At 45.2% G+C, this 14,371-nt stretch carries 18 protein-coding genes; 11 read left to right on the plus strand and 7 right to left on the minus strand.

All coding sequences use genetic code 11. The features are described 5' to 3' along the window. Window positions 1–298 precede the first annotated feature (298 nt). Window positions 299–1,576 (plus strand): lipid IV(A) 3-deoxy-D-manno-octulosonic acid transferase, encoded by a 1,278-nt coding sequence (waaA, locus tag HGT73_RS08450; protein ID WP_214213618.1) that lies wholly within the window; start codon window positions 299–301, stop codon window positions 1,574–1,576. A gap of 8 nt (window positions 1,577–1,584) precedes the next feature. Beyond that, a complete protein-coding gene (gene coaD / locus HGT73_RS08455; protein WP_214213620.1) occupies window positions 1,585–2,070 on the plus strand; it encodes a pantetheine-phosphate adenylyltransferase in 486 nt (161 codons plus the stop codon). Here coaD and mutM read toward each other — a convergent pair. The 4 genes from mutM to radC form a co-directional block, all read right to left on the minus strand. After that, a complete protein-coding gene (gene mutM / locus HGT73_RS08460) occupies window positions 2,067–2,876 on the minus strand; it encodes a bifunctional DNA-formamidopyrimidine glycosylase/DNA-(apurinic or apyrimidinic site) lyase (protein ID WP_214213622.1) in 810 nt (269 codons plus the stop codon). The two genes, coaD and mutM, sit on opposite strands and share 4 nt — an antisense overlap. Window positions 2,877–2,943: 67 nt before the next feature. Continuing rightward, window positions 2,944–3,111 carry a 50S ribosomal protein L33 gene (gene rpmG, locus HGT73_RS08465; protein ID WP_003024094.1) on the minus strand — a complete coding sequence of 56 codons (168 nt, stop codon included), beginning with the start codon at window positions 3,109–3,111 and terminating at the stop codon, window positions 2,944–2,946. Between the two features lie 11 nt (window positions 3,112–3,122). Continuing rightward, the gene (rpmB, locus tag HGT73_RS08470; protein ID WP_048913021.1) at window positions 3,123–3,359 is read right to left on the minus strand and encodes a 50S ribosomal protein L28; all 237 of its coding nucleotides are present in this window, start codon (window positions 3,357–3,359) and stop codon (window positions 3,123–3,125) included. 260 nt (window positions 3,360–3,619) lie between these two features. Then, window positions 3,620–4,273, minus strand: a complete 654-nt coding sequence (gene radC, locus HGT73_RS08475; RefSeq protein WP_214213624.1) for a RadC family protein — start codon at window positions 4,271–4,273, stop codon at window positions 3,620–3,622. Window positions 4,274–4,518: 245 nt separating this feature from the next. Here radC and coaBC point away from each other — a divergent pair, with 245 nt between their 5' ends. From coaBC to slmA, 3 genes are all read left to right on the plus strand, one after another. After that, window positions 4,519–5,736: a bifunctional phosphopantothenoylcysteine decarboxylase/phosphopantothenate--cysteine ligase CoaBC gene (gene coaBC, locus HGT73_RS08480; RefSeq protein WP_214213626.1), complete on the plus strand. Its 1,218-nt coding sequence runs from the start codon at window positions 4,519–4,521 to the stop codon at window positions 5,734–5,736. After that, window positions 5,717–6,172: a dUTP diphosphatase gene (gene dut, locus HGT73_RS08485; RefSeq protein ID WP_214213628.1), complete on the plus strand. Its 456-nt coding sequence runs from the start codon at window positions 5,717–5,719 to the stop codon at window positions 6,170–6,172. Before coaBC ends, dut begins: the two co-directional genes overlap by 20 nt. 81 nt (window positions 6,173–6,253) lie before the next feature. After that, window positions 6,254–6,850: a nucleoid occlusion factor SlmA gene (gene slmA, locus HGT73_RS08490; RefSeq protein ID WP_214213631.1), complete on the plus strand. Its 597-nt coding sequence runs from the start codon at window positions 6,254–6,256 to the stop codon at window positions 6,848–6,850. 35 nt (window positions 6,851–6,885) lie between these two features. On the opposite strand, the gene pyrE is transcribed toward slmA, so the two are convergent. Further along, complete coding sequence (gene pyrE / locus HGT73_RS08495) at window positions 6,886–7,527, minus strand: orotate phosphoribosyltransferase (protein ID WP_214213633.1); 642 nt, start codon at window positions 7,525–7,527, stop codon at window positions 6,886–6,888. Window positions 7,528–7,572: 45 nt separating this feature from the next. Further along, window positions 7,573–8,289: a ribonuclease PH gene (gene rph / locus HGT73_RS08500; protein WP_214213635.1), complete on the minus strand. Its 717-nt coding sequence runs from the start codon at window positions 8,287–8,289 to the stop codon at window positions 7,573–7,575. Window positions 8,290–8,440: 151 nt separating this feature from the next. Between rph and HGT73_RS08505 the strand changes: the two genes are divergently transcribed. Then, window positions 8,441–9,625: a NupC/NupG family nucleoside CNT transporter gene (locus HGT73_RS08505; protein ID WP_214213704.1), complete on the plus strand. Its 1,185-nt coding sequence runs from the start codon at window positions 8,441–8,443 to the stop codon at window positions 9,623–9,625. A 33-nt stretch (window positions 9,626–9,658) separates the two neighbouring features. On the opposite strand, the gene HGT73_RS08510 is transcribed toward HGT73_RS08505, so the two are convergent. Further along, a complete protein-coding gene (locus tag HGT73_RS08510) occupies window positions 9,659–10,105 on the minus strand; it encodes a DUF3574 domain-containing protein (protein ID WP_241622499.1) in 447 nt (148 codons plus the stop codon). Window positions 10,106–10,225: 120 nt separating this feature from the next. Between HGT73_RS08510 and HGT73_RS08515 the strand changes: the two genes are divergently transcribed. From HGT73_RS08515 to HGT73_RS08535, 5 genes are all read left to right on the plus strand, one after another. Beyond that, window positions 10,226–11,089, plus strand: a complete 864-nt coding sequence (locus HGT73_RS08515; RefSeq protein WP_214213636.1) for a YicC/YloC family endoribonuclease — start codon at window positions 10,226–10,228, stop codon at window positions 11,087–11,089. Between the two features lie 189 nt (window positions 11,090–11,278). Beyond that, a complete protein-coding gene (locus HGT73_RS08520; protein ID WP_214213639.1) occupies window positions 11,279–12,538 on the plus strand; it encodes a tyrosine-type recombinase/integrase in 1,260 nt (419 codons plus the stop codon). A gap of 93 nt (window positions 12,539–12,631) precedes the next feature. Continuing rightward, window positions 12,632–13,609 carry a hypothetical protein gene (locus HGT73_RS08525; RefSeq protein WP_214213641.1) on the plus strand — a complete coding sequence of 326 codons (978 nt, stop codon included), beginning with the start codon at window positions 12,632–12,634 and terminating at the stop codon, window positions 13,607–13,609. Window positions 13,610–13,713: 104 nt separating this feature from the next. Beyond that, window positions 13,714–13,929: a helix-turn-helix transcriptional regulator gene (locus HGT73_RS08530; protein WP_214213643.1), complete on the plus strand. Its 216-nt coding sequence runs from the start codon at window positions 13,714–13,716 to the stop codon at window positions 13,927–13,929. Then, entirely contained in the window at window positions 13,929–14,366 is a 438-nt protein-coding gene (locus HGT73_RS08535) for a hypothetical protein (protein WP_214213645.1), read from the plus strand. The genes HGT73_RS08530 and HGT73_RS08535 overlap by 1 nt, the downstream gene beginning before the upstream one ends. The last annotated feature ends 5 nt before the right edge of the window (window positions 14,367–14,371 follow it).

Below are 14,371 nucleotides of genomic sequence, written 5' to 3' on the forward strand. Positions count from 1 at the left end.
AAGGCCTACGCTTTCGTTTGGAAAAGGTAAACCTGCTACCACGGCCTTGTCGAAAAATGATAAACGTCGATAAGTATTTGTATTCCGTCGGCCCGATGATGGAAAGCTGAGTAAATATTGGGGAGTTTACACTAATTACGATAGGGGTGGGTCTATTCCGGTGATCTGTCAGCAAGTAACCGCGTATCGAAAGACGCATTATACCGATATTCTTGGTATTGCGGCCATAATGTGAGGTCGCTATTTTTCTGGTAATATCTACGCCTTTATTTCTTATTTCAGGCGAGCCGACAATACCATGCTTACTGCCGTTTATACCCTCTTACTTTATCTTATCCAGCCTTTGATTTGGATAAGACTTTGGCACCGTGGTAAAAAACTGCCGGGCTACCGCCTACGCTGGAAAGAACGCTATGGTTATTGTAAAGGCAAAGTCGTCCCGGGAGGTATTGTTTTACATTCCGTTTCGGTGGGCGAAACCTTAGCAGCCATCCCTTTAGTCAGGGCGTTACAATATCAATATCCTTCTATTCCAATTACCGTCACAACTATGACGCCAACCGGATCAGAGCGAGCACAATCAGCCTTTGGCAATAATGTTTCGCATGTTTATCTTCCTTACGATCTTCCCACGGCGATTAATCGGTTTTTAGATACGGCAGCTCCTCGCTTGATGATTATTATGGAAACTGAATTGTGGCCTAACATCATCCATACATTACATCGTCGTCATATCCCATTAATCATCGCTAATGCGCGCTTATCAGAACGTTCTGCCAAGCGCTATCAAATACTCGGTCAAGAACTCGCTCATCTTTTACAGAAAATTAGCTGTATCGCAGCACAAAATCGTGAAGATGCTGACCGGTTTCTCCAGTTAGGGGCAAATACAGAACAAGTCTCAGTGACCGGTAGTCTAAAATTTGATATTTCGGTAACACCTGAACTCGCAGCAAAAGCGGTGGCTTTACGCCGTCAGTGGGCCCCTCATCGCCCGGTGTGGATTGCGGCAAGTACTCACGAAGGGGAAGAGCGTATGATGTTAGACACTCATCGTCAGCTACTCGCCCAATTCCCTGATTTACTGTTGATTTTAGTTCCTCGTCATCCTGAACGTTTTCAAGCAGTGAAACAACTTGCACAAAAGATCGGTTTTACCCCTCTGATGCGCAGTGAAAATCAAATTCCGAACCAAGAAACACAGGTATTAATTGGCGATACTATGGGGGAACTCATGTTACTTTATGGGATTGCTGATGTAGCCTTTGTCGGGGGAAGTCTCATTGAACGGGGTGGCCATAATCCTCTTGAACCGGCAGCACACGCCATTCCGGTTATCATGGGACCTCATACATGGAACTTCAAAGATATTTGTGAACGACTCGAACGAGATCAAGGTTTGATCACCGTTACCGATCAAACCGCGTTGATTCAAGAAATGACACAACTATTAGCCGACCATGATCTGCGTAAATACTATGGGTTGCATGCTGTTGAAGTTTTGCATCAAAACCAGGGTGCCTTGCAACAACTGCTACATATTGTTGAACCCTATATTAATGCTCACCCCCATTAGGAGTGTATATGTCAATCGTGGCAATCTATCCAGGAACCTTTGATCCACTCACTCTTGGACATTTGGATATTATACAGCGCAGTGCAGCAATCTTTCAGACTGTAATTCTCGCTATCGCATTGAATCCGAGTAAAAAACCACTATTTAGTTTAGAGGAGCGAGTTCAGCTCGCTGAGCTCGCAACCGCTTCGCTTCCGAATGTTAAAGTGATGGGATTTGATAGTCTGCTCGCACAGTTCGCCGAGAAACATGATGCAACAGTGTTAATTAGAGGTGTTCGCTCAGTGTCGGACTTTGATTATGAACGTCAACTCGCACAAGCTAATCAACATCTTAATCCTAGTCTTGAAACAATATTTATGATCCCTAATGAAAAATATGCATTCCTCTCTTCAACGATTGTAAAAGAGGTTGCACGTCATCAAGGAAATATCGACGCGTTTGTGACCACAGAGATTCGTCACGCGCTGCAACATAAATTTATGATGACTTAGTGCTGACAGTGAGGACACCAAAATGTGCTACGCTGAGCATGTCGCCCCGATATGATTAGCGTGCCACACTGTAAGCAAGGCTCACCGGCTCTCCCATAGACGTTGAGCTGTTGAGCAAAGTAACCGGGTTTACCATCACTCTGTAGAAAATCACGTAGTGTTGTGCCGCCCTGCTCTATTGAACGTTGAAGCACTGTCTTAATACTAGTAACTAAGCGTTCACTCTCTTGTTGCGTCAACCCGCTTGCAGTACGGTCAGGATGAATACCGGCTTGAAAAAGCGATTCGCTTGCATAAATATTACCCACCCCAACGACTAACTTGTTATCCATAATCCAAGGTTTTACGGCAATTTTTTTGGTCGCTGATTTCTGCATCAACCAAGCCGCATTGAATGTATCACTGAGTGGTTCTGGCCCTAAATGACGTAAGACTCGACTTTGGGTCAAGTCAGTCTCCCATAACCACGCGCCAAAACGGCGTGGATCGGTATAGCGTAATATTTTGCCATTACTAAAAACTAAATCGACATGGTCATGCTTTTCAGGGGCTTTTTCTTCGCTGAGAATGCGTAAACGACCAGACATACCAAGATGGATAATAATCCAGCCATGTCTCAGTCCAAGCAGTAAATACTTTGCACGCCGCTCTAAACTAATAACAGGCTCATCACTCAACTGAGTAATTTCTTCAGATACCGGCCAACGTAGTTGCGGGTGCCTAACAACAGCATATAGCAATGTTTCACCCACGATGTGGGGGGCAATACCACGTCGACTCGTTTCGACTTCAGGTAATTCAGGCATCTAGAACTCCTTCTGACAAAAACAAAAAACCCGACCATAGGGCCGGGTTTTTATAAGAATACTAAAATTATTTAATTTTAGCTTCTTTATAAAGCACATGCTGACGAACAACTGGATCAAACTTCTTAAGTTCCAGTTTTTCTGGCTTAGTGCGCTTGTTCTTCGTGGTGGTATAGAAGTGACCTGTACCAGCAGAGGAAACTAGCTTGATCTTCTCACGAATACCTTTAGCCATGATTCAGTTCCTTAGTACTTCTCACCGCGGGTACGCATGTCTGCTAACACAGCATCAATACCCTTTTTATCGATTACACGCATACCTTTAGCAGATACACGCAAAGTAACAAAACGCTTCTCACTCTCAACCCAAAAACGGTGTGAGTGTAAGTTCGGAAGAAAACGGCGTTTCGTCGCGTTCATTGCGTGGGAACGGTTGTTACCCGTTACCGGACGCTTGCCAGTTACTTGGCAGACTCGTGACATGTCTTATCTCCAAAAATCAAAATCAGCTCGAGCTTTTCACTTAGGTTTTGGCCGCCTCGTCAGGCTTTTAACCTATCCAGGCGAGTTCAATGTGAACCCGCTGAGCAGGCCTAAACGCCAAACCCGAGATTCTCAAAGGTGGCGTAGTATACGCCCTGTCGACCAAGTGCTCAAGACCCGAACAGATAAAGATCTCCTTGGATCGACGAAAAAGTACACTTTTTCTGTTGGTTGTCTATTTTTTGCACTTTTTTTCGGCCTTATAGCCATCCACGCTGTGCAAATGAAAAAAACTCACCTTTTCCAATAACAAAATGGTCAAGAACGGAAATATCAAAAAGACGACAGGCTTTTTGTATTCGTTGGGTAATATTTTTATCCGCTGCACTCGGTTCAGAAATCCCTGATGGATGATTATGCGCCAATATCATCGCTGCTGCATTTTGGGATAGCGCTTCTTTCACAATTTCCCGAGGATGAACTTCTACACTGTTAATTGTGCCTTGAAACATAATTTTTGCTTGAAGAACACGATGTCGATTATCAAGAAAAATGACTTGGAAAACTTCCCTTTCTAGGTGAGCCAATTGAGTAGTTAGATAATGATAGGCTTCGGCCGGATCTGATATTGTCTCTTGGCATAAGAGTTTCTCTTGGTAAAAACGTTTACCAAGTTCTGCAATGGCATAAATCTGACACAACTTTGACTGACCAATACCCTTAACTGTAGAGTACTGTTCCTGCGTGGCACTCATGACTGCGTTGAGACTACCAAAGTGCGATAAAAGATGACGAGCAAACTCCATTACTGGCATTTCAGGGTTACCGGTACGCAAAAAAATGGCTAGTAATTCGCTGTCGGTCAATGCAGCAGCCCCTTTCGTTAATAATTTTTCCCGTGGTTTCTCGTCCATGGTATCTCTCCCAATCAAAATAAACCTAAAGTTAGGTATTATTTAATCGCATTAAAAGTCGGAGAGCCTAAACCTACGAGTAGGATCTAAGTTTTTGACTTTATCCAGATATTCAAGACTCAAAAATAGAGTAATTCTATTACTAATCAGTGTAATAGCCTTATTGATATGGCTAAGCTTTCTTTGTGATACCATACGAAACGTTTCTCTTCTGACCATCTTGACCTACTACGATGAGGCACCCTATGAGTAAGCTGACCAGCAAACGTATCCTACTTGGTGTGAGTGGAGGAATTGCCGCCTATAAAACACCTGATTTAGTCCGTCGGTTACGTGAGCAAGGCGCAGAGGTTCGCGTAATGATGACTCAGGCTGCCGAGGCATTCATTACTCCCTTAAGTTTACAAGCTGTCAGTGGTTATCCTGTATCCAATGACTTACTTGATCCCAATGCTGAAGCTGCAATGGGGCATATTGAACTTGCTAAATGGGCTGATTTAGTCATCATTGCTCCAGCCTCTGCAGATATAATTGCCCGTATTGCCCAAGGGATGGCTAATGATATTGTAACAACGGCTTGTCTCGCGACTGCGGCACCCATTGCTATAGTGCCAGCGATGAATCAGCAGATGTATCGTTCAACATTAACCACCAGCAACTTAGCTAAGCTTCAGGCACATCATTTTATGCTATGGGGACCTGATCATGGTCATCAAGCCTGTGGCGATGTCGGCCCAGGTCGTATGCTCGACCCTCTGACTATTGTCGAGCATGCAATTGCATGGAATCAGTCGCGTCATGATTTGGCTCATCTGAATATTATGATAACGGCAGGTCCGACTCGTGAAGCCTTAGATCCCGTGCGTTACATTAGTAATAAAAGCTCAGGAAAAATGGGGTTTGCTATTGCCCAAGCCGCAGCGCAACGTGGGGCAACGGTCACATTAATTAGCGGGCCGGTTGAATTAACAACCCCTTCAGGGGTTCATCGTCAAGACGTCGTTTCAGCAGAAGAGATGCAAAATGCCGTGATGGCAACCATTCAGCAACAACATATTTTTATAGGCTGTGCCGCCGTTGCCGATTATCGTGCGCAAGAAATTGCTGCCGAAAAAATAAAAAAAACCACTGAAAGTGACGTTATGACCCTACAACTGGTTAAAAATCCGGATATTGTTGCAGGCGTGGCTGCACTATCTGCACCTAAACCGTGGGTGGTTGGATTTGCGGCAGAAACCCAGAATGTGGAAGAATATGCCCGACAAAAAAGAGAACGTAAAAATATAGACCTGATTTGTGCTAACGACGTCTCTGACACAACTCAAGGTTTCGATAGTGATAATAATGCCCTTCACCTTTTCTGGCAGAAGGGAGAAAAACAGCTACCACTGTGTAGTAAACAACTCCTTGGCCAGCAATTATTAGACGAGATAGTCAACCTCTATGAAAAAGATCGATATTAAAATTCTTGACCCGCGAGTAGGTAAAGAATTCCCTTTACCTGCTTATGCTACCCCTGGTTCTGCAGGTCTTGATCTGCGAGCATGTATTGATGGATCAATAACACTCGCCGCAGGGAGTACCACACTGATTCCAACCGGTCTTGCCATACACGTTGCGGACCCTGAACTAGCGGCCGTTATTTTACCGCGATCTGGCTTAGGTCATAAACACGGTATCGTACTTGGTAATTTGGTAGGCCTGATTGATTCCGATTATCAAGGCCAACTGATGGTGTCAGTATGGAACCGGAGCGAACAGTCCTTCGTTATTGAGTCTGGCGATCGTATAGCACAATTAGTCTTTGTTCCTGTTGTTCAGGCAGAATTTAATCTTGTTGAAGCATTCACTGAAACAGAGCGCGGTGAAGGTGGATTTGGGCACTCTGGTCGTCAGTAATCGAGCCCCTTTAGATAACTTATCTCTGATGTAGCCCCACATTCCGGGCTACTCATTAAGATTTTTAGGATGGTTAACGGCATGACAGAGAAAAAAAATACGCGGGGCAACCGACGTGAAGAAATCTTACAAGCATTAGCACATATGCTGGAATCGAGCGACGGTAGTCAACGTATCACCACGGCTAAACTTGCCGCAAGCGTAGGAGTATCTGAAGCTGCACTTTATCGCCACTTTCCCAGCAAAACAAAGATGTTCGATAGCTTAATAGAATTTATCGAAGACAGTCTTATTACTCGAATCAACCTAATTCTTAGTGATGAAAAAGAGACACTGCTGCGGCTAAAACTGATCGTTCAGCTTATATTGGGATTTGGTGAAAAAAATCCAGGTTTAACCCGTATCATGACTGGCCATGCATTGATGTTTGAACAAGACCGTTTGCAGGGGCGGATCAATCAATTGTTTGAACGTATTGAAGTCCAGTTACGCCAAGTAATGAAAGAGAAAAAAATTCGCGATGGAGAAGGTTTTCAAGTCGACGAAGCGTTACTCGCAAGTCAACTCATCGCGTTTTGCGAAGGCTTGCTGTTACGTTATGTCCGCTCAGAATTTCGCTTCAAGCCCACCGCAAATTTTGAATTACGCTGGCCATTGCTCGCTACTCAATTTTACTAACGTAACAAGGATAGCGGGTAACCCCGCTAGCCTTATCAGATCCCATACTGTTCGCGATACGCTTTTACCGCGACTAATGCCTCAGCCATTGAAGGTTGCTCTTCCAGATAACTAATCAGATCACTGAGGGTAATAATCGAAATAACGTGGCACTGATAATCGCGTTCCACTTCCTGAATCGCAGAGATGTCGCCTCTTCCTCTTTCTTGTCTATCCAGTGAGATCAATACCCCCGCAAGACTTGCGTGATGTGCGGCGATGATTTCCATCGACTCACGGATCGCTGTACCAGCCGTGATCACATCGTCTACTAACATGACACGCCCTTCGAGTGGACTACCAACCAGTAATCCCCCCTCACCGTGGTCTTTAGCTTCTTTACGGTTGAAACAATAAGGAAGATCACGATGGTGATGGTCAGCCAGGGCAACAGCTGTCGTTGTGGCGATCGGGATACCTTTATAGGCAGGCCCAAACAGTAAATCAAAACTGATCCCTGAATCGACTAAGGCTTGTGCATAAAAGCGGCCAAGTTGAGCTAAATCACGGCCAGTATTGAATAAGCCAGCGTTGAAAAAGTAAGGACTTTTACGCCCTGATTTTAAAGTAAACTCACCAAATTTTAGCACTTTTTTACTGATTGCAAATTCAATGAATTCACGCTGCCACGGTTTCATTTTCTTTCCCCATAAAAAAGCGACCTAATGGTCGCTCGGTACCTATTATTGATTAAGCGCTGCTTTCTGAGCAGTAATTAAATATGAAATTCCATCTTTCGCTAAAGCGAGTAGAGCAAGAAGTTCTTCATGGCTAAAGGGTTCACCCTCTGCGGTACCCTGAACTTCAATCATCCGGCCATCTTCTAACATCACGACATTCATATCCGTATCGGCCGCAGAGTCCTCAACGTATTCAAGATCGCAACGTGCCTCTCCCTCGACAACGCCGACTGATATTGCCGCAACCATGCCTTTCATTGGATTCTTCGCTAATTTACCTTTGGCTACCAAGGCATTTAATGCATCCGCTAACGCAACACAAGCTCCAGTAATCGACGCCGTACGCGTACCACCATCAGCTTGAATAACATCACAGTCCAACGTAATGGTGTACTCGCCCAACGCTTTTAGATCAACCGCTGCACGTAATGAGCGTGCAATTAACCGTTGGATTTCTAGGGTACGGCCACCTTGTTTGCCCTTCGCGGCTTCACGAGGCATACGACTGTGTGTTGAACGGGGTAGCATTCCGTACTCTGCGGTCACCCAACCTTGACCCTGTCCTTTTAAGAAACGAGGCACGCCTTCTTCAACGGTAGCGTTACAGAGAACTTTAGTTTCCCCAAACTCGACTAATACCGACCCTTCTGCGTGTTTGGTATAATGACGCGTGATGGTAACGGGACGGACTTGCTGTGCACTACGGCCTGCTGGACGCATAAATTCTCTCCGACTACGGTGAATAACGCTGCACAGTATACGGATTTCAAGATTCAGTGTCTTGTTAGCCAAAAAATTTGCCAAAATTACAGATGAAAAAATTTGCCAGCTATGGCTAAATAATGCTCTTTCGCGAATGAAAAGTCTTGATATGTCGACCTTACTCCATTTTATCCTCGCCCTCGCCGTTATCGGGGCATTGGCATTACTCGTCAGCCACGATCGCCAGCATATTAGACCCCGCTACCTCCTACAGCTTCTCATTATTGAAGGTGCGATAGGTTGGTTCTGCTTGCACTCCTCTGCAGGATTGGCCTTGGTCGATGGGGTGAGTGGCTTCTTCGAGGCGTTGCTTGGGTTTGCTGCACAGGGCACTGATTTCGTCTTTGGTGGCCTGCATCAACAGGGTCTCGCCTTTGTGTTCCTTGGGGTACTCTGCCCGATTATTTTTATCTCTGCATTAATCGGTATTTTACAGCACTGGAAAATTTTACCTCTGTTGATCCGTATCGTCGGTACCTTGTTGTCGAAAATTAACGGTATGGGTAAGCTCGAGTCCTTCAACGCGGTAAGTACCCTCATATTAGGGCAGTCAGAGAATTTCATCGCTTATAAGGGTATTCTTGCCGATATCCCCCCCAAGCGGCTATACACCATGGCGGCTACCGCGATGTCCACCGTCTCGCTATCGATTGTCGGCGCCTACATGTCGATGATCGACGCGCGTTATGTCGTGACCGCTCTGCTCCTAAATATGTTCAGTACATTTATCATATTGTCGATTATCAACCCAACACCTCATCACGAAGACGCGCCGATCTCTTTAGCTAAGCTTCATGAAAAACAAAGTTTTTTCGAGATGTTAGGCGAGTATATTCTCGCCGGATTCAAAGTGGCGATGATTATCCTCGCGATGCTGATTGGATTTATCGCCTTGATGAGTGCCATTAACGCGCTGTTTTCAGCATTATTTGGATATAGCTTTCAACAGCTTCTCGGCTACGTATTTTCGCCTCTCGCTTGGTTGGTAGGTATTCCCAAACAGGATGCATTAAGGGCAGGAAGCGTAATGGCCACTAAACTGGTGTCGAATGAATTTGTCGCGATGATTGATTTACAGAAGATGGCTGGCCAATTTACGACGAAAGGCCTCGGGATCTTATCCATCTTTTTGGTCTCTTTCGCTAATTTCGCCTCGATAGGCATTGTCGCGGGGGCGGTCAAAGGGCTTGATGAAAAACAGGGAAATACGGTCTCGCGCTATGGCTGGAAACTCGTCTATGGCTCAACACTCGTCAGCCTACTCTCTGCAGCCTTCGCCAGCCTATTCCTCTAGCCACGATTTAGGCGCCCATGAGGCGCCTAAAGATTAAAAGGCGACGCAAACGGGCTGATCAACACGCATGACAGAGTCTTGCGAGAAAAGCTGCCGATAACGAGCACGTATCTGGTCGATCGCCTGTGATTTCTCTTTGCTCGCCTGATAAATCAAGAGGACGCCCCGGCTACTCTCTCTTACTCTTACGCCGTCATGGCCTAACCACTGCCCTGTTGCCTCGATCACCGATAATCCTTGTGGGAAAGCCGGAGTGATGACTTGATCAACGAACTGCTGCCACTGCTGTGGCGAAATAATACGCCCGTCTGGCTGGCTTAAACCAAACCACAGTTGCGTTTGTTGCAATACTGCCCCCGTCTGGCAAGATTGTTGTGTCGAGACAGCCTCTGAATGCCTAGCTTGGCATCCCGCCATCAGCACACAGCAAGAAAGTAATAACCCATAAGACTTTAGATTCATCACCCCACCTTGGTTCATAAAGAAATCCCTATCCTAAGCGCTAATCAAGGTTATTCCCATCGGTAAAAATGAGACGCTGTTTTCAAATCCCCTCGACCGTTATACTGAGACTAATATTGACCAAAATGAGTAACGATTATGATCCGCAGTATGACCGCTTTTGCACGCCACGATATGAAAGGAGAATGGGGTAACGCCAGCTGGGAGCTACGTTCCGTCAACCAGCGTTATCTTGAAACCTATATTCGTCTTCCTGAGCAATTTCGTAGCTTAGAGCCAGTGATCCGCGATCGTATTCGTCAGCGTTTAACCCGTGGTAAGGTTGAGTGCCAACTTCGTTTCGACGCCAACCCTGGCGCCCAAGGAGAATTGAGCCTAAACCAAACCTTGGCACAGCAGGTGATTAACGCCGCAAACTGGGTGAAATCCCGTACCGAAGAAGGGACTATCGATCCTGTCGATATCCTACGCTGGCCAGGTGTCATGAGCGCCGGCGAGCAGGATTTAGATGCCATCAACCAGCAATTACTCGCAGGATTAGACCAAGCACTGAATGACTTCGTTGAGGCTCGTGAAACAGAAGGCGCAGCACTTAAGCAACTTATCGAGCAGCGCTTAGCCGCGGTAAGTCAAGAAGTGGCTAAGGTCAGATCAGAAATGCCCGCCGTGCTAGTTTGGCAGCGTGAACGTCTAGTCAGTAAACTCGATGATGCCGCGATACAAGTAGACAGCCAACGGCTCGAGCAAGAACTGATTATGCTCGCTCAACGTATTGATGTCGCCGAAGAGCTTGATCGCCTCGATGCACATATCAAAGAAACCTATAACATCCTGAAAAAGAAAGAAGCCGTGGGTCGTCGCCTCGATTTTATGATGCAAGAGTTTAATCGTGAATCTAATACCCTCGGGTCTAAATCGATTACTGCGACCATCACTACATCAGCCATTGAATTGAAAGTGCTGATCGAACAGATGCGTGAGCAGATTCAGAATATTGAGTAAGCTATCACAAAGAATCACCCACCCACACAAAATCCTTATAAGCCGCGCATTGTCGCGGTTTTTTATTATCAACAGCTATCATAAAGACGCAACAAAGCGCACATTTTCCGTGTACACAAAGGTGTACCCAATGGTATTTTGATGAACATCTTTGGGTACACCCCCTATTCAATGTTCAGGTATTCGCAAATGACAAAATTAACAGACATGCAGATCCGCGCATGGATTAAAGCCGATGAACGGTTTGAAGGGAAAGCAGACGGTAACGGCCTTTATTTAAGGTTCAGGCCAGCAGACCGATCACCTAGCTGGAGATTCCGTTATAAATTCGCTGGTAAATCTCGCGCTATGCTTATCGGCTCATACTCAGAAATATCCCTATCGAAAGCCCGTGACATGGCGAAAGAATTATCTGCGCGGGTATCTTTGGGTTATGACGTTGCCGGAGAGAAGCAGGAGAGGAAGGCCGATGCTATCAAAAAGATGGAAGCCGAGAAGAATGCCAAGAAGTTTCACCAACTCGCAGCCGAGTATTTTGAGAGCCAAATACTAGGACGTTGGAAGCACCCCGATATTCTCAGGCGCAGAATCGACAAAGATATAAACCCGAATATCGGAAGCATGAAGGTAGAGGACGTTAAGCCCCGCCACATTGATGACATGCTAAAAGGTATTGTGAAGCGTGGTGCGCCTACCATAGCAACGGACGTTTTACGCTGGACACGCAGAATCTTTGATTACGGTATTAAGCGCGAGTATCTGGAAGTAAACCCATGTTCAGCGTTTGAGGTGTCTGATGCTGGCGGGAAAGAGGTTAGCCGTGATAGATGGCTAAACCGTGATGAACTAATCCGATTGTTTCAGGGGATGCGAACCGCTAAGGGATTTAGCCGCCAGAATGAACTGACCTTTAAGCTACTACTGGCCTTATGTGTCCGTAAAATGGAGTTATGCGCGGCAAGGTGGGAAGAATTCGACTTAGATAACGCAGTCTGGCACTTACCAGAGGAACGCAGCAAGAACGGTGACGCAATAGACATCCCACTAGCCCCCGTAGCAGTTGAATGGCTTAGAGAGCTTCACACGTTTTCGTGTAACAGTAAGTTCGTCTTACCCGCCCGTAAGATGCAAAACAGGATGATCCCCCATATTCAGGAATCAACTTTACCCGTAGCACTAGCAAAGGTTCGGGCAGAGTTACCGGACGTTCCAAACTTCACGATACACGACTTTAGACGGACAGCGAGGACTCACCTTGCGGCGTTAGGTGTAGATCCGGTAGTCGCTGAAAGATGCCTTAACCACCGCATTAAAGGCGTAGAAGGTATCTACAACAGACACCAATATTTTAACGAACGCAGGGCAGCCTTAACGCAATGGGCTGAATTGCTGGTGGCATTGGAAGCTGGTACAGAATACAACGTAACGCCGATAAGAAAGGCGCAGTAGCAGAATAGATTGAGTCTAGCCCGACGGGGCGAAAATCGGCAAACCTACCGCCTGACTCAATCCCTTTTAAGGTTTAACGTTAGAGGTGACGTTATGGCTCTACCTGAGCATAAATATTACACGCTTAAACAAGCTGCAAAGAAGGCAAACTGTGAAATTGAGGATTTAATTCATTTTGCTGCAATAGGAAAACTACAACTCTGTATCAAAACTCCAGATTTAGACTTTTCTTTTACTACTCCCGAAGGGGAAGGTGATGAGTCAGTTAAGATCAACTTTGAATCAACAAGCACCCTTATGGTTGACGATGCCAAGTTAATAGCTGAAAACCCATACCCAGAAAATCTGAGAACTTGGGAGGATGTTACAGGAGATCATAACTGCCTTAACGCAAGTAATGAGGAAGATGAAGATGAAGATGAAGATGAAGATGAAGGTGAAGGTGAAGGTGAAGGTGAAGAGGATGATTATCCATTAGCTAAGTATTATTTGAGATTTAATTACCAATCAGAATATTTACGAGTTATTGAACAATACGAAATATATACAAGGGATAAAAATATCTGGAAATGGGATGGATTTCTAGCGATACCAACATCAGAAATCTACGCCATAGAATCAGAGTTCGATAGCAATAGCGGCACAACGCTTCTTATAGATAACTTACTTCGCCCTAGATGCAAAGAAGAAAAGTTCAGTGCAGATTTTGTCCCTAGCGAGTTTTATTGCGATAGTTGGCTCTCAGTTAATACTAATGATTGCTATGTAACGGCGTATGAAATGAACTTATTACTTCAAGGCGGCCTTGATATTGATGCCAAAGGAAAACCCATCATTGCAAGCCATCGAGAAAAGGCTGAGATAAAAAAAGAAAATTACTCCAAGCAAAAAGCGTCATTAATCAGGTCATTAATTAAACTGTCATTCCTATCTGATGGCGGAATAGAAAAACTTTCAATGGAATCTATTTCCGAGCAATTACAAGAAAAATTCAAGAGAAATAATATTGAGTATGACGACATAAACCCCGCAAACATAAGGAATTACCTAAGGAAAGCAAAGGCTAGATAATTCTAAAACTTTCAAAGTTTTAAATACTAATCTGAAAGTTTGCTTTAGTTTGCACACCATATTTCTAATCATACCCCTATCGACTATCACTAGGAGTTAGGGGTATGACCTCACAACAAGCCGCACAATCAGTAATTCCCACAACTGGCTATATCCGCCGTTTCCGCTTGCCTTCACTACTAGGCGTATCAACCTCAACTATTGACCGTTGGATTAAGAACGGCACATTACCGCGCCCTGTAAAGCTGACAGAGAACGTCACCGCCTTTGATGCGGTAGAGATTAATAACTGGCTGGCAAAGCGTAGGGAGGCGATTTAATGGTGAAAAAAAACCACCCTGCACAGGTGGCTCATTCAGATATTCGCGGGATTGATTCTACACCCGCAGATCATATCAAGCAATCAGCCAATCACACCAAGCGCACACCAAAGAAGCACCGAGCCTTTACCTATATCGCATCAAGCGGAATTAACGGAGTTACTGAGAACGAGATTTTATTTCAATGCCGACTATCTTCTGGTCGCAACTATGTTTCAGAAATCGAACGCGAGACAGGGATCACCTTTGAGCGCTTAGACGAGAAAAACCCAGATGGTATTGGCAGCCATTACCGCTACCGCTTGGCCTGCCGTAAAGACGCATCACAGTTGCTCAGGCTTATTAACTTCAAAGCCAAAGAGGGTAACTACCCTGGTCTATCTCAAGTTCAAGTAAACGATATTCTGAGCCTTTATTCAGATAACGCCACTAGCTAAATAAC

Source organism: Rosenbergiella australiborealis (genome assembly GCF_018494035.1).
Lineage (GTDB): Bacteria > Pseudomonadota > Gammaproteobacteria > Enterobacterales > Enterobacteriaceae > Rosenbergiella > Rosenbergiella australiborealis.